This is a genomic window from Agrobacterium sp. ES01 (assembly GCF_050320885.1).
GTDB lineage: Bacteria > Pseudomonadota > Alphaproteobacteria > Rhizobiales > Rhizobiaceae > Allorhizobium.
The window spans coordinates 48,991-62,984 of record NZ_JBNQTH010000012.1 but is presented as its reverse complement, the minus strand read 5'-3'; the positions used below and the strand labels follow the sequence as shown (position 1 = coordinate 62,984).

Sequence of the window (13,994 nt, the reverse complement as noted above, 5' to 3'; positions counted from 1 at the left end):
ACGTTTCATGGCAATTTACGGGTATGCGCGGGTCAGCACCATCGATCAGGATTTGGCGATTCAAGAGGCGGCTCTGAAGGCGGCCGGGTGCACGGTCATCCGGGCGGAAAAGAAATCCGGAGCGACCAAGCAGGATCGGAAGGAGCTTAACACGCTTCTGGAATTCATGCGCGACGGCGACAGCCTGGTCGTGACGCGGGTCGATCGGCTGGCGCGGTCAGTTGGGGATCTGCAGGACATCGTACGGCTGCTCAAGCAAAAAGGGGTGACGCTGAAGGCGACGGAACAACCGATCGACACCAGCTCGGCGGCCGGGAAAGCTTTCCTCGATATGCTGGGCGTGTTCGCTGAGTTCGAAACGAACCTTCGCAGAGAACGACAGATGGAAGGCATCGCCGCTGCAAAAACCAGAGGGGTCTACAAAGGCAGGAAGCCCCATGTTGATATTGCTGAGATCCGCCGACTGAAATCCGACGGGATGGGGCCAACAGAAATTGCCAAGACGCTGAACATAGGTCGGGCGAGCGTGTACCGCGCCCTTAGAGAAGCCGCATCATCGTAGGGCAAGATGGCGGCTTCGCGCCAGGAGCGGCCATCGCCGTGTTGGCGACGGCCCCGAAGAAGCTCTATGCTGCGCCGACTTCTTCGAGCGAACGCGAGTGCATCTTGTTCAAACCTTATATTGATCTTTGGCAACTAACTACCGATGGGGAGCCTATCAGCACTCCGACTGCTCAACTTCTCCCGGTTCTGCATCACGGTGAAGCGGCCATGCTGAAGGTGTCTTCTCATCCTGATCAGAAGCGCGGCTCAGACCTGATGGTGTGGTGGGCCGGAGTAGGAGCGGCTCAAGTTCTCGAGCGAGACGAAAACGCGATCCTCATGGAGCGTGCTACAGCGAAGCGATCCTTGGCAGACATGGCACGGTCTGGTGATGATGACGAGGCATCTCGAATTCTCTGCGCTACCGCCGACAAATTACACCGGGAGCAGGCGGCAGCATTGCCAGGGTTGGTTCCTCTCCCTCTATGGTTCAGGGAACTAGAAGTCGCTGCTGCACGCCATGGCGGCATCCTGCGCAGCAGCTTCGAGACTGCGCAAATGCTACTAGCCGCGCCAAGAGAGGAGGGTGTCCTCCACGGCGACCTCCACCACGATAACGTGCTGGATTTCGGCTGCCGTGGTTGGCTCGCCATTGATCCACACGGCTTGTTCGGCGAACGCGGTTTCGACTTTGCCAACATATTCACCAACCCTGATCTAAGCGATCCCAGTCAGCCTGTGGCAACGCAGCCTGGCCGCTTTCAAAGGCGTCTAGCTGTGGTCGCTGAGGCCTCACGCTTAGAGCCTCGCCGCCTACTGCAGTGGATACTCGCGTGGACCGGGCTATCTGCCGCCTGGTTTCTAGGTGACGACGATCCGTTGGCCGAGGTGGATTTGCATGTTGCAGCGCTAGCTCTTGCTGAGCTCAACCAATAGGTGCCTGCGAACGAGGAAGTGCGCTTTGGTCCGGCAGGCGACATGGCTCAGAAGCGCCATTTGCACGCTTCAGGGATGGGGTTGGAGGGCGACCGTCGGCTTCCAGCGTTGAGATGAAACAGCGGGTCTTTTCATCACAGGTGCCGCAGCAAACTAGGGTAGTCTGTATAGCCCTCAGGGCCCTCGCCATAGAACGTGTCCTTGTTCGGTGTGTTCAGAGGAAAGTTCTGCTGAAGGCGCTCTGCGAGGTCCGGATTGGCGATATAGTCGCGACCGAATGCCAGGGCGTCGGCATGACCGGACTCGATAAGTCGCTCCCCATCTTCCTTTGACATAAGTTCATTGGCTATGACCGGCCCCCCGAACCGACGCTTGATCTCACCGAGAAGGCTGTCTTCGGCTTCAATTTCGCGGACAAAAATGAAGGCAATCTTCCGTCTTGCCAGTTCGTCGGCGACGTACCCGAAAATTGCCTTGGGGTTGCTGTCCCCCATATCGTGTTCCTCGCCCCGAGGTCGAAGGTGCACGCCGACACGATCAGCGCCCCAAACCTCAGTCACTGCATCCGCAATCTCAAGGAGAAACCTAGCGCGGTTCTCGACTGTGCCACCGTAGCAATCGGTGCGCTTGTTGGTCTTGTCCTGTAGGAACTGATCAATCAGATAGCCATTGGCAGCATGCAACTCGACGCCATCAAAGTCAGCGGCCTTTGCTCGCTCCGCGCCCTGTCTAAAGTCCTCAACGATTCCCGGTATCTCATTCGTTTCCAAAGCCCGTGGAATAGGATGCGGCCTTTTCGGGCGTAGTCCCGAGACATGACCAGCGGCGGCGATTGCGCTCGGCGCTACGGGAAGTTGGCCATCGAGAAGTTCGGGGTCGGAGATGCGGCCCACGTGCCAGAGCTGCAGGAATATGCGACCATCGGCTTCGTGAACCTGCCGCGTGACGTGTTGCCAGCCTTGGACCTGGGCATCGTTCCAAATACCAGGCGTGCCCCAATATCCAACGCCTTGTGGGGACACAGAAGTCGCTTCGCTCAGAATCAATCCGGCACCAGCCCGTTGCCGATAGTATTCGGCCATCATCGCGTTGGGTACGCGCTCGACGCCGGAGCGCTTGCGTGTAAGCGGGGCCATGATAACGCGGTTCGGCAGCTCGAGAGCCCCAACCTTCAACGGATCGAACAAACGGGACATCGATATCTCCTGGTTTAGCGCAGATATGGCTCTGCTTCTGTCTGGAGACAATTGTCCTTCCGGTTGTCAGACTGTACACTTCAAGTCGTCAATTGGAGTGCCTGCAGAATGGCTATTACCAGCACCTTCGGTGGCGTAGAAATCTTTATCACCGTGGTGAAAGCCGGGTCGTTCACTGCGGCGGCGGCACAGTTTGGCATCACCAAGTCGGCCGTCGCCAAGTCGGTGGCCCAGTTGGAGGGTCGGCTTGGCGTCAAACTTCTGCATCGGACAACACGTCGGCTATCGTTGACGCCCGATGGTCAGGCCTACTTTGTGCAAGCCGAAGCCGCACTTGATCAGCTCCGGTCAGCAGAAGACCTCGCACGGTCCAAGGCCAGCGCGGTTAGAGGAATATTGCGGGTGGACATGCCAGTGGCGTTCGGCCGACGGATCGCCATGCCGATCCTATTGGATATCCTCAGGGCCCATCCCGGACTCCGTTTGGAGGCCAGCTTCTCTGATCGTATTATAGACCCTGTCGAGGATGGGGTAGACCTATGTCTGCGGTTCGGCGAGCTGCCTGACCGAACTGACATCTCTGCCCGACCGCTCGGAACACAGCGCCTCGTTCTCTGTGCAGCACCACGCTATCTTAGTGAAGCAGGGGCACCAACAAGCCTACGTGATCTACAAGACCACGCCTGTATCCTCGGAGGCAGGCCAGGCAGAGCCGCACCCTGGCGCTTCCTGGAGGAGGGCGGGCGCGTAAAGTCGCTTGATCCGCTGGCCGCTCACCTAGTGAGCGACGGAGAGGTGGTCATCGATATGGCGGTTGCTGGTTTCGGCTTATGCCAAATGCCACAGTCTCTCCTGCAGCCTTACATCGATGGGAAAGAATTGGTCGAGGTGCTGCCGGATCGGTGCCAGGTGCAATCGCCATTTAACGCTGTGTGGCCAACGACCCGTGCGATACTTCCCCGGATCCGGGTTGTTGTGGATGAGTTCGTTAGACGGGCCAACGCGAAAGCTCTTTAGCAGGCAGAAGATGACGAGTCCTACGTCTGCTTCCAGGTCAGCTCGTATCAAGACTGGCGGACCTGAATGGGGTGGCAACAGGTCCTTCATAATGCGTCGGCGGACGTCCGCTTATGGCGGATACTGTTGAAATACTCCCGTGGGCAGCTTCTCGTAAGCTTTAGCTGAAATGACATTGCTTAGAGGAAGCTCTGTACCCACTCTGCCGCAAATCCGTTTCAGTCAGCTAAGATCATCGGAAATCCATTCCGGACAGTCACGGCAGTGAGTTGTTTTGTCGACCCTCAGCGGAGTTTTTCAACACTATCGGCGTAAAGGCGACGTGACGCGGGCGCCGAGGCTATGTCTGCTTTTAGGCACGCACGACGACACGACAGCCTCTATGACCGATATGGAGGCGCATAGCGGAAATCATTTCCAGTCCGGGGCCGATGGCAGACTGACCGCTGCTAGGGCACCTACGCGAAGGCGGACATCGATGTATGACGGCGAGGTTTCAGCCGATGTCTACTTTCAGGCAGGCACACGAAGGCCTCGGGCGCGAAGCGGAGACGTTTCAGCAATCTGAACTTTGCGGAAACGAATATTGCGACGAAGGTATTATACCAACCGTCATTGATCAGAACCCTTGTGCCCATTTGCGTCTGCCGATCGACATGATCTTCCATGGTCGGTCCTGGAGTGTTCTCCAAGCGTAGCAGCAATGGTCGACGATATCCTCGTAGGACTTGAAGACGCGGTTTGAGAGCCAGTTGTCCCTCATGAACTGCCAGATGTTTTCGACCGGGTTCAGCTCGGGTGATTTGGGCGGCAGTGGCAGGATGGTGATGTTTTCTGGGACGACGAGATTGTTGGACATGTGCCATCCAGCCTGGTCCATGATGAGGACGGCATGTTCGTTATCTGCAACATTACGGGATATCGATCAGGTGCTGGTTCATGGCATGGGTGTCGCACCACGGCATGACGAGAGCGGCAGCCTTGCCCTGTTTGGGGCAGATGGAACCGAAGATATAGGCCGGCTTGGTTCGCTGGTCGTGTGGCGCAGACGGCCTTGTTCCCCGCTTGGCTCAGCGGCGGGTGATCTTGTTCTTCTGGCCTATACGAGCTTCGTCCTGAAACCAGACTTCGATCACTTTGCTCTTGGCGGGGCCGGCGGCAATTTCTGCCACAGCGGCGGGGAAGTTTTTTTAAAAGCCTCGGCCGCTTCGGCATCCTGAGCATGATGTCTTGGGCGAGCAGAGAGCTTGCGCTACCCCATGGCACGCACTTCGCGACCAAGGGCCTCCTGGCTCACCGAGATGCGGAACTCTTCCCAGAGCCATTGCGCCAGATCACACAGACGCCAACGAACGACGCCATCCAGTACGGTGTCGGTCCGCGCTCTATGGCTTGCGCCAAGGCCGCTCGCTGTTCGTCGTTCAGGAGAGAAGGCTTGCCCGAAGCCTTGCCATTGATCAGACCGTCTGGACCGCGATCGTTGAAGCGGACCACCCAGTCGCGCACGATCTGAACTGTCACGCTGCCAAGCCGGGCGGCATCGGCGCGCGAGCCGCCATCATAGATCGATGCAAGAGCCAGAAGCCGTCGCGCCTGATTGGCATCCCGTGTCTGGCGAGCCAGACGCCGCAACCTGGCCCCGTCGAAATCCGACCGCAATGAAAGCGCTGAACCCATCGCAACCTCCTGTTTGCAACAAAGATTCAGATTCGTCGGCTGCTGGGAATCCCCACGAGAGTCACATTCACTGAAGGTTGGTATTATTCCACCAGCGCCATCAGTGCCCGAACTTCGTGCCGTCTCATGTTCCGGGTCAAGCATGCGACGTGCTCAACGTAAACGTCGTTCAGCTCCATTATGGGCAGGCGGACAACGTTGCTTTCTGCCCGGCTGACCGCCAGTTCGAACATGAATCCTATTCCCAGTCCTTGGTGCACTGCCTCGTAGACCGCCTCACGCTCGCCGAGTGAGAGAGCTGGCTCAAGGTTTACGCCAGACTTCCTTATTGCCATGTTCAGCGCCGATTGCGTGAGAGATTGGTCGTTGCGAAAAATGAGTGGCTGATCGGCAAGTTCATGCAGCGAAAGGGGCTTGCCTCGCTTTGCCAGCGGGTGCCCGGCAGGCACCAGCGCGACCGCTCGCTGCTCCATGTACGGAATGCGCGTCAGGCTATCGTCGTCCGGTACGCCTGTCAGGATGATCGCGTCGCATTGTTGCTCATAAAGTGCCGTCGTGACCCGATGCCAGTTACCAAAATTGGCGGTAACCCGGACACCGGGGTAACGGCGCCTGAACTCGGAAATCAGCGCCATTGCCGGATTCGGAGCGCCGCACATGATGTTGAGTTCACCCGTCTTCAACGCGCTCGATGCACCCAGGATATCGGCGGCTACAGCCTCTATAACATGCAGCTCTTGTGTCTCCTGAAACAAGCTCTTGGCGAGTGGCGTCATCCTTGCACCGTCCCCCCTGCGCTCGAATAACAGCACGCCGTAGCTCTGTTCCAAAGCTTTGACCTGCGCCGTTATGGCAGGCTGACTGAGGCCGAGGCGACGCGCGGCAGACGAGAAACTGCCTTCCTTTGCAACCGCATTGAATGCTCGCAACTGGGCATAGCTAAGCTTGGAACGCATTGAGCCTCACGAAAAATGAGAGGTGTCTACCTGATGGGCGGTATAACCTGAATTTATAATGCGTCATTGTAATGTAAAATCTATGAAGTATCTGGCCAGCCATTGAACACATTTTTTTGGGCCTTCCTTCATGGCAAGCGTAAACATCAGATCTGTCGTTAAGACATTCGGGGAGACCCATGTTTTGAAAAGGATCGATCTGGATATTCGGGACGGCGAGTTCATTTCCTTGGTTGGCCCGTCAGGCTGCGGAAAGTCCACTCTATTGCGCATCATTTCCGGCCTCGAACAGCAGAGCGGGGGCAGCATCCTACTAGATGGTGCAACTGTCGATAGGATCCGGCCACGCGACCGCGACCTCGCCATGGTGTTCCAGTCCTATGCACTGTATCCGCACCTGACGGTGGCGGAAAACATCGCCGTACCGCTCGTCATGCGCCGCCTGAACACCACTGAGCGGTCGCTCCTCGGCACTCTTCTGCCGTCGGCGAAGGCGAAGCGCAAGGAGATCGCAGGGGAAGTGGGCAGAGTTTGCGATGCCCTATCAATCTCTATGCTAAAGGACCGCAAGCCTGCTTCACTTTCAGGCGGCCAGCGCCAGCGTGTGGCACTTGCCCGCGCCATGGTGCGTAAACCGAGCGCCTTCCTGATGGACGAGCCGCTCTCGAATCTCGATGCCAAGATGCGGGTACAGGCGAGAGGCGAGATTGCCGCGCTCCACCGCCAATTGGGTTCGACCTTTATCTATGTCACCCACGATCAAGCCGAAGCGATGACCATGTCCGATCGTATCGCAGTGATGATGGGTGGCGAAATCCTGCAGGTGGATACGCCTGACCAGATCTACCAGATGCCCCTGGATCTTCGCGTCGCGGAGTTCATAGGTAGTCCCAAAATCAACGTTCTTCAGGCGGCTCTGACTGAAGGTGACGTCCTATCCTTCACCTTCGCCGATACCGCGAACAACCGGGTGCAGGCGGCTTTTCGTCCAGAGGCGGCTCGACTAGCAGGCATAGCCAACGCACCGCTTGCCGGCGTTATCCACCACATCGAAAATCTCGGCGCCGACCTCTTCGTCCAAGTCATGACCGCTGGCGGCAACCTCGTCGTTGTGCGCTGCGATCCGGGCGGCATCCGCCCAGCCATCGGCGACAAAGTGGGGATCGTGATGGATGAAGCGCGCCTGCATGTCTTCGGCACAGACAACCGGCGAATAGAAGGCAGCTACCGACTGGAGGCTCCCCTATGAGCCTTTCCGCCAGCCAAAACCGAGCAGGCCTTGCCCTCATCGCGCCGGCGTCCATCTTGGCAATCATCTTCCTGATTGCGCCGCTCTCCTCGATTCTTGTGCTGGCCTTTACCGACTATCAGCTCGGTGATCGCTCGCTGAGATTTATCGGTTTCGAAAATTTTCAAGCGCTGATCGATGACCCGGTCTTCTGGAAGTCGTTGAGCAATACGCTGATCTACTCTGCCGTCGTCGTGCCCGGCTCGATGCTGCTAGGCCTGGTCAGTGCGCTTCTGATCGACGCAGGAACCTCGTTACGATCCTTCTATCGCACCGCCTTTTTCATGCCGGTGATGGCGAGCCTGCTTGCCATGGCCATCGTCTGGGAGTTCATGCTGCACCCGAGCTTTGGCATCGTCAACACGACGGCGAAGGCCCTGGGATTTGCCTCGCACAACTGGCTCAAGGATGGCGACATCGCACTCTACGTGCTCGCGGTCATCGGCATCTGGCAAAGCTTCGGCTTCAACATGGTGCTCTTCATGGCCGGTCTTTCTGCCATCCCGCGCGATCTATACGACGCAGCCGAGCTAGACGGCACACCGCATGCCTGGGAGCGGTTCAGGCTGATCACCTGGCCACTGCTGGCACCTGTCGCCGTTTTCGTCGCCATCACCTCCGCCATCCGCTCTTTCCAGGTCTTCGACACGGTTCATGCACTCACTCAAGGAGGGCCGAACAAGGCGACCGAAGTGCTGCTCTACACGATCTATGCCGAAGGCTTCGAGTTCTTCCGCAGCAGTCACGCGGCGGCGATCACGATTGTCTTCATCCTGCTCGTCGTCAGCGTCAGCCTGCTGCGCTTCGTATCCCTCAAGAAGAATGGAGAAGGCGCATGACGGCTCGTTCCTTTGTAAGCTCGGCGCTTCGCCACACAGCACTGCTCTTGATTGCTGCCTTTGCCCTTCTGCCCTTCGCCGTGATGGTTTCGACCTCGATCAAGCCAGCCGACGAGATCTTTTCCGAAACGTTGCGCTGGTGGCCGCAAAAACTCGCCGTCATCGAGAATTATACGGAAGCATTTTCAGCAGCCCCGCTGATGCTCTATCTCATGAACGGCGTCGTCGTTACGGCAGCGATCTTTTTCCTGCAGGTGCTCGTCACGCTGCCGGCAGCCTATGCACTGGCCAAACTGCATTTTTTCGGTCGCCGTCTAGCCTTCGGTTTCGTGCTCTTCTGCTTGCTGATCCCCTATCAGGCAATTGCTGTGCCGCTGTTCATCCTACTGTACTACGTCGGCCTGCTCGACAGCTACAGCGCGCTGGTGTTGCCCTTCACGATTTCAGTGTTCGGCATCTTCCTGATGCGGCAGTTCTTCATGGGCGTTCCGGATGATCTGGTCGATGCGGCCCGTATGGATGGCATGTCTGAATTGTCGATCGTTTGGCGGGTCATGCTGCCGGCCGCCATCCCGGCGCTCACGGCCTTCGGCGTCTTCTCGATCGTCACTCACTGGAACGATTATTTCTGGCCTCTGGTCGCCGTATCAAGCGACAAGTACTTCACGCCGCCGCTCGGCGTCATGGCCTTCCGCAATGCCGAGGCCGGAAATGACTTTGGCCCGCTGATGGCGGCCGCGACCATCATTGTTGCCCCGCTTCTTTGCCTCTTCCTGCTGGCGCAACGACGGTTCATCGAAGGCATCGCCTTCACCGGCATCAAGTAGCAGTCCTCTCACCCCCCCAACCACCGGAGACTTGTCCATGAGAACGATCCTGACCGCCGCAGCCCTGTCCCTGATGGCATCCGCAGCGATGGCCGATACTACTACGATCACCGTGCAGTACGCCTATCCGGAACTGTTCGACACGACCCAGAAGGAGATGCTGGAAGCCTTCAGCAAGAAGCATCCCGACATCAAGGTTGAGTTCCGCACGCCCTACAAGGATTATGAGGACGCCGCCCAGCGCGTGCTGCGCGAAGGCATCACCGGTAATGTACCGGACGTCACCTTCCAAGGCCTCAATCGCGTACGCGTTCTTGCTGACAAGGAAATCGCCGTTCCGCTCGATGATTTCATCGCCAACGAAACGGACTTCGACGCCGCCGGCTATCATGACGGCATGCGCCAGGCCGGCGCCGTCGACGGCAAGGTTTACGGCCTTCCCTATGCCATCTCACTGCCGATCGTCTATTACAATATGGATCTCGTGAAGAAGGCCGGTCTCGACGAAAACAGCCTTCCCAAGACTTGGAACGATATCATCGCGCTCGCCAAGAAGATCGAGGCTCAGGGCGAGGCTGACGGTATCGAAACCGAATGGGCGATCACCGGAAACTGGCTGTGGCAGGCGCTGGTGTTTGCAAATGGGGGCACGATGCTCAATGAGGACGAAACCAAGGTCGCCTTCGACGGCGAGGCCGGCAAACAAGCGATCGGCACACTGGCACGTCTCGTGATCGAGGCGCAGTCGCCGAACATGACGCCGAACGAGATGCTGGCGGCTTTCTCCGCCGGCAAAATCGGTATGATGGTAACCACAACGGCTCGCGTCAATGCCGTCACCAAGCAGATCGGCGGCAAGTTCGAACTAAAGACCGGCAACTATCCGGATCTGAAAGAAGGCGTCTCGCGTCTGCCGGCCGGCGGCAATGTCGCGATAATCACGGCCAAAGACAAGGACAAGCAGAAGGCAGCATGGGAATTCCTGAAGTTCGCGACGGGCCCCGAAGGTGGCGCAATCATGGTCAAGACCACCGGGTACATGGCGCCGAACACCAAGGCGGCCGACCTCCTGAAAGATTTCTATGCCGAGAACCCGAACCAGGCGGTTGCTCTTTCCCAGCTACCCTATCTGACCGGCTGGTACGCGTTTCCCGGCGATAACGGCCTAAAGATCACAGACGTGATCAAGGACCGGTTGCAGTCGGTCATGGACGGCAGTCGCGCCGAGGAAGCCGAGGCGGTTCTCGCCGACATGGCAGCAGACACCCAGGCTCTCCTGCCGCGTCGCTGATCTGCCAACCTCCCGCTACGTGGCCAATCGGCCACGTAGCCTCACCATCAGGAAGGTCACCATGAAGATCGTTCATGTCACTGATATCCACCTCGTGCCGCAGCCGGCAACCTTGTACGGGCTCGACCCGTGCGCGCGGTTCGATGCAGCGATTGTCAGCATCCATGCGGACCATTCCGACGCCGATCTCATGGTCATCACTGGCGATCTGGCTCACTGGGGCGAGGTTCCAGCCTATCAGGCACTTCGCCAGCGTATCGATCTCCTCAAGGTCCCTGTGGTGATGATGGTCGGCAACCATGACGACAGGGCCTCGTTGCGAACCGTGTTTCCCGAGGCGATGGATGATGGCAACGGCTTCGTCCAGAGTAGCCGCATCGAAGGCGGTCATAGGCTGGTGTTTCTCGATACCAAGCAGGAAGGCAGTCATGCGGGAGCCTATTGCCAAACACGGCTGACATGGCTTGCCGAGGAGCTCGCCCAGAGCAACGAGCCTATCCTTATGTTCATGCATCATCCGCCCATCCTGACCGGCATCTCGTCTATGGACGCGATCACGCAGCAGGATGCCGACGCCCTCTGGCAGGTGCTTCAGCCGCATTCGCATCGCATCCGCCACATCTTCCTGGGGCATGTCCATCGCCCGATTTCTGGCAACTGGCACGGCATCTCGTTTTCCCTCATTCCAGGCCTCAACCACCAGGTGCCGCTGGAACTGTCACCGCATGGCGAAGACATCCCCGGCAGCCACGAACCGCCAGCCTATTCTGTAGTCTCAATCAACGCAGACAGTGTCGTGGTGCATCTGAATTACTTCCTTGAAGAGTCGCGGCGCTTCCCGCTCGACGGCTATGAAATCAAGGGCCGCGACTACGCACTCGGTTTTCCAGCGGAGTAGGTCTGGCATGATCTTCAATTTCCACGATACCCGAACGCAGGGAGAAGCTCCTGCGCTGGGTCTCCATTGCCTGAGCGCACGGAATGGATGATTTTCTAAACGTAGACGGTGTCCTGTTCGATCTGGACGGGACGCTCATCAGCGGAGGCCAAGCCCTCCCGTGGGCGCACGATCTCATTGATGCTAGCCGAGGAAATTTCGCGATCGTCACCAATGACGCCGAGCACACTGCTTTCGAAATCGCAATTCTGATGGACCAGCTCGGATTTGCCGTGGCTGAAGAAAGAATTGTAACCGCTGGGATGGCGGCGATCCGGATGGTGGCGGAGAAAATGCCAGGGGCGCAGATTGCCATGGCGGCAAGCGAGTCACTTCAAGAGTATGCGCGAAGCCTCGGTTTAAACATATCTCGGGAACGGCCAGATGTCGTCCTGATCGGCCGCGACCGGACGTTTTCATATGATACAATCCAATCGGCAGCCAATTCCGTACTGGCCGGTGCGCAACTCGTCGTTTGTAATCCGGACCGCACTCATCCTGGCCGAGGTGGGAGCATTGTTCCCGAGACTGGAGCGCTTGTGGCAGCAATTCTGGCCTGCACTGGGCCGGTCCCTCACCAAATAGTCGGAAAGCCCGAACCCGGCATTTTCCTTGCCGGGGCCCAATTGCTCGGCACCTCTCCAAACCGTACATTGATGGTCGGAGACAACCCGGAGACTGACGGCAAGGGTGCTATGCGAGCTGGAATGACCTTCTTGAAAATCGGCTAGTTATGCCGAGGCGCACCAGTGAAGTGACGCCGCTGCCACGACGATGTCCGCTTTCAGGTAGGTGCCAAGACGGCCTCAACGACCGATTTGGAGGCGCGAAGCTGCCCTTATCCCTTCGACCCGTGATGACCGCAATGGGCCGAAAGGCGACTTTGTTCAACGCACTGAGAGGGGAGAAAGGCGCTCTGCCCTCTCTCCCCCACAAGCACTAAACCGGTCTCCCCATGCTTCGGCCTGCGGCCTGCAGCACCGGCTCATTTCTATGAAATTCGTCTCGGCCCTCCGGGTGGGTGATCCCCCTCCGGTTTAGCGCTTGTCCCCCTCTCTCCAGCTGTTCCGCACGAGCTCGGGAGCAGGAGCGGGGCTCCTGCCCTCCCTTCGATTTCGGGAGGTCAAGGAGTGATCGCTTGCGCTTGTGGAGAGGGAAAGATGACAGAAAAGCTTGAGCTGCAACCCAACGAGCCATTGTCCGTGAAGGTCGAACGTCACCGAACCGTCTACCTGGCAGCCGTCAACAGCGAGGGCGGCGCTGACATGGATCAGGAAGCGAATGCACGTATGGAAATCATCAGGCACGCGCCGTCAGATCAGGATGAGAGAGATCAGAAGTTACTTTACGTAGCGGGGTACCTAATTGCCTCCAAGGGGAGCCTAAACCCTGAGGAAATGGAGCTTCTTCTTTCAGGCTCCATCTCACTATCGGGGCATTAATGATCAACAGGCATCTGGTTCTAAAATCAGTAGTTGGTGGCAACCCATTCGCCGGATGCAGACTTGGCAAATCCAATGACGCGATCGAGAGGAGCTGCGTTCGGATTCCTCTTGATGGCCGCAACGCATGATACGCCTGGACCGCTGGCGTTCTCGTCACACTCTCCCAAAGCAAGGGTTACATCGGCTTCACCGCGGCCGGTCCTCAGAGGATTGCGGGCATAAGCCTTGCGGTATGCGGCTAGAGCTTCCTCTTCTGTCGGTATTTCAAGCACAGGGGCCGGAGGTTCGGGAATTAGGGAGGGATTGGCTGCGATAAGGGCCGCGATCTCCGCATCAGTGGGGGCCCGAACAACCGGCTCTGGCTCCGGCATGATGAGATAAGTACCTCCTGCACCGGCGAGAATGCCGATACCGGCTGCTGCTACGACGAGAATATTGCTGTTCATGTCATCCACTCAGTCATTCAAGTTGAACCAAGCGCGCTGCTTGACGCCCTTATCGTTCGGAATGTCGAAATAATAAGGATCCGCGCGGCGAGGGCGGGGCTGAGTGATCTGCACCATGCAGCCATTGTCTCGGTTGAAAACATCATTGTCGTTGTTCTGGTTGATCTGCCGGATCGTGACACCCTTGCGCTCGTTTCCTTGGCTGTCACCAAATTGGGTACGGAAGGCGGCACGGTTGCTGCACTGGTTGACGGTCTTCGTGCACTGATCCTTGTCGTCTCGGCCCAAGAACGGCCGATCCCCATCGGTGCGGGAGGAAACGGCGGTCATGCCGGCAGGGCATTCCTCGTAAGGTTCATAGCCCGGTTTTCCGGCTTTTGCTTCATGGCAGATCGGCCAGGAGAAGCCGGGCTTCGCCATAGCTGATATAAGCCTTTTCATCGGGGGAACGCAGTAGGGGACGCCATGCCATGACGGGCTTTGTGAGGCTGCGCACAAGAGGATCTGGCAACCCCATGAGGCATCCTCGGCCTTGGCAGATGCTGGAGAGATGGCAAGAGCCGCGAGACCGGCTGCGGCAAAAAACACTGGTTTCA

Annotated in this window: 14 protein-coding genes and 1 pseudogene; 10 read left to right on the top strand and 5 right to left on the bottom strand. The window is 58.0% G+C overall.

Annotated elements, in window-relative coordinates; genetic code table 11:
• Positions 1–7: 7 nt before the first annotated feature.
• Both ACQQ2Q_RS21865 and ACQQ2Q_RS21860 read left to right on the top strand, forming a co-directional pair.
• Positions 8–562 (top strand): recombinase family protein, encoded by a 555-nt coding sequence (locus ACQQ2Q_RS21865; RefSeq protein ID WP_037093559.1) that lies wholly within the window; start codon positions 8–10, stop codon positions 560–562.
• Between the two features lie 104 nt (positions 563–666).
• Positions 667–1,479 (top strand): aminoglycoside phosphotransferase family protein, encoded by an 813-nt coding sequence (locus ACQQ2Q_RS21860; protein ID WP_247261132.1) that lies wholly within the window; start codon positions 667–669, stop codon positions 1,477–1,479.
• Positions 1,480–1,613: 134 nt separating this feature from the next.
• Here ACQQ2Q_RS21860 and ACQQ2Q_RS21855 read toward each other — a convergent pair whose 3' ends face one another.
• Positions 1,614–2,675, bottom strand: a complete 1,062-nt coding sequence (locus ACQQ2Q_RS21855) for an alkene reductase (RefSeq protein ID WP_037093924.1) — start codon at positions 2,673–2,675, stop codon at positions 1,614–1,616.
• A gap of 108 nt (positions 2,676–2,783) precedes the next feature.
• On the opposite strand from ACQQ2Q_RS21855, the gene ACQQ2Q_RS21850 reads away from it, so the two are divergent.
• Positions 2,784–3,692 (top strand): LysR family transcriptional regulator, encoded by a 909-nt coding sequence (locus ACQQ2Q_RS21850; protein WP_037093923.1) that lies wholly within the window; start codon positions 2,784–2,786, stop codon positions 3,690–3,692.
• 619 nt (positions 3,693–4,311) lie between these two features.
• Here the strand turns inward: ACQQ2Q_RS21850 and ACQQ2Q_RS21845 are convergent.
• Together ACQQ2Q_RS21845 and ACQQ2Q_RS21840 are read right to left on the bottom strand one after the other, a co-directional pair.
• A pseudogene (locus ACQQ2Q_RS21845) lies at positions 4,312–5,369 on the bottom strand (IS630 family transposase).
• A gap of 83 nt (positions 5,370–5,452) precedes the next feature.
• Positions 5,453–6,325, bottom strand: coding sequence for a LysR substrate-binding domain-containing protein (locus tag ACQQ2Q_RS21840; RefSeq protein ID WP_052114314.1), 873 nt, complete (start codon positions 6,323–6,325; stop codon positions 5,453–5,455).
• 184 nt (positions 6,326–6,509) lie between these two features.
• On the opposite strand from ACQQ2Q_RS21840, the gene ACQQ2Q_RS21835 reads away from it, so the two are divergent.
• The 7 genes from ACQQ2Q_RS21835 (at position 6,510) to ACQQ2Q_RS21805 (ending at position 12,949) form a co-directional block, all read left to right on the top strand.
• The gene (locus ACQQ2Q_RS21835) at positions 6,510–7,574 is read left to right on the top strand and encodes an ABC transporter ATP-binding protein (RefSeq protein WP_333630014.1); all 1,065 of its coding nucleotides are present in this window, start codon (positions 6,510–6,512) and stop codon (positions 7,572–7,574) included.
• A complete protein-coding gene (locus ACQQ2Q_RS21830) occupies positions 7,571–8,452 on the top strand; it encodes a carbohydrate ABC transporter permease (protein WP_037093917.1) in 882 nt (293 codons plus the stop codon). Before ACQQ2Q_RS21835 ends, ACQQ2Q_RS21830 begins: the two co-directional genes overlap by 4 nt.
• A complete protein-coding gene (locus ACQQ2Q_RS21825; protein ID WP_037093916.1) occupies positions 8,449–9,279 on the top strand; it encodes a carbohydrate ABC transporter permease in 831 nt (276 codons plus the stop codon). Before ACQQ2Q_RS21830 ends, ACQQ2Q_RS21825 begins: the two co-directional genes overlap by 4 nt.
• A 37-nt stretch (positions 9,280–9,316) precedes the next feature.
• Entirely contained in the window at positions 9,317–10,570 is a 1,254-nt protein-coding gene (locus ACQQ2Q_RS21820; RefSeq protein ID WP_037093913.1) for an ABC transporter substrate-binding protein, read from the top strand.
• A 61-nt stretch (positions 10,571–10,631) separates the two neighbouring features.
• The gene (locus tag ACQQ2Q_RS21815) at positions 10,632–11,468 is read left to right on the top strand and encodes a phosphodiesterase (protein ID WP_037093910.1); all 837 of its coding nucleotides are present in this window, start codon (positions 10,632–10,634) and stop codon (positions 11,466–11,468) included.
• Between the two features lie 83 nt (positions 11,469–11,551).
• The gene (locus ACQQ2Q_RS21810; RefSeq protein ID WP_037093935.1) at positions 11,552–12,238 is read left to right on the top strand and encodes an HAD-IIA family hydrolase; all 687 of its coding nucleotides are present in this window, start codon (positions 11,552–11,554) and stop codon (positions 12,236–12,238) included.
• Between the two features lie 429 nt (positions 12,239–12,667).
• Entirely contained in the window at positions 12,668–12,949 is a 282-nt protein-coding gene (locus ACQQ2Q_RS21805; protein ID WP_065653669.1) for a hypothetical protein, read from the top strand.
• A 26-nt stretch (positions 12,950–12,975) separates the two neighbouring features.
• Here the strand turns inward: ACQQ2Q_RS21805 and ACQQ2Q_RS21800 are convergent, their stop codons facing one another.
• Positions 12,976–13,398 carry a hypothetical protein gene (locus tag ACQQ2Q_RS21800; RefSeq protein WP_037093783.1) on the bottom strand — a complete coding sequence of 141 codons (423 nt, stop codon included), beginning with the start codon at positions 13,396–13,398 and terminating at the stop codon, positions 12,976–12,978.
• Positions 13,399–13,407: 9 nt separating this feature from the next.
• Entirely contained in the window at positions 13,408–13,818 is a 411-nt protein-coding gene (locus ACQQ2Q_RS21795) for a hypothetical protein (protein WP_333630015.1), read from the bottom strand.
• Between the last annotated feature and the right edge of the window lie 176 nt (positions 13,819–13,994).

What these genes read in the sequence shown, in the direction of transcription:
- ACQQ2Q_RS21810 (WP_037093935.1), top strand. Translation starts at nt 11,552, where the DNA reads ATGGATGATTTTCTAAACGTAGACGGTGTCCTGTTCGATCTGGACGGG.
- ACQQ2Q_RS21825 (WP_037093916.1), top strand. Translation starts at nt 8,449, where the DNA reads ATGACGGCTCGTTCCTTTGTAAGCTCGGCGCTTCGCCACACAGCACTG.
- ACQQ2Q_RS21820 (WP_037093913.1), top strand. Translation starts at nt 9,317, where the DNA reads ATGAGAACGATCCTGACCGCCGCAGCCCTGTCCCTGATGGCATCCGCA.
- ACQQ2Q_RS21800 (WP_037093783.1), bottom strand. Translation starts at nt 13,398, where the DNA reads ATGAACAGCAATATTCTCGTCGTAGCAGCAGCCGGTATCGGCATTCTC.
- ACQQ2Q_RS21865 (WP_037093559.1), top strand. Translation starts at nt 8, where the DNA reads ATGGCAATTTACGGGTATGCGCGGGTCAGCACCATCGATCAGGATTTG.
- ACQQ2Q_RS21830 (WP_037093917.1), top strand. Translation starts at nt 7,571, where the DNA reads ATGAGCCTTTCCGCCAGCCAAAACCGAGCAGGCCTTGCCCTCATCGCG.
- ACQQ2Q_RS21855 (WP_037093924.1), bottom strand. Translation starts at nt 2,675, where the DNA reads ATGTCCCGTTTGTTCGATCCGTTGAAGGTTGGGGCTCTCGAGCTGCCG.
- ACQQ2Q_RS21850 (WP_037093923.1), top strand. Translation starts at nt 2,784, where the DNA reads ATGGCTATTACCAGCACCTTCGGTGGCGTAGAAATCTTTATCACCGTG.
- ACQQ2Q_RS21805 (WP_065653669.1), top strand. Translation starts at nt 12,668, where the DNA reads ATGACAGAAAAGCTTGAGCTGCAACCCAACGAGCCATTGTCCGTGAAG.
- ACQQ2Q_RS21815 (WP_037093910.1), top strand. Translation starts at nt 10,632, where the DNA reads ATGAAGATCGTTCATGTCACTGATATCCACCTCGTGCCGCAGCCGGCA.
- ACQQ2Q_RS21840 (WP_052114314.1), bottom strand. Translation starts at nt 6,325, where the DNA reads ATGCGTTCCAAGCTTAGCTATGCCCAGTTGCGAGCATTCAATGCGGTT.
- ACQQ2Q_RS21795 (WP_333630015.1), bottom strand. Translation starts at nt 13,818, where the DNA reads ATGGCGAAGCCCGGCTTCTCCTGGCCGATCTGCCATGAAGCAAAAGCC.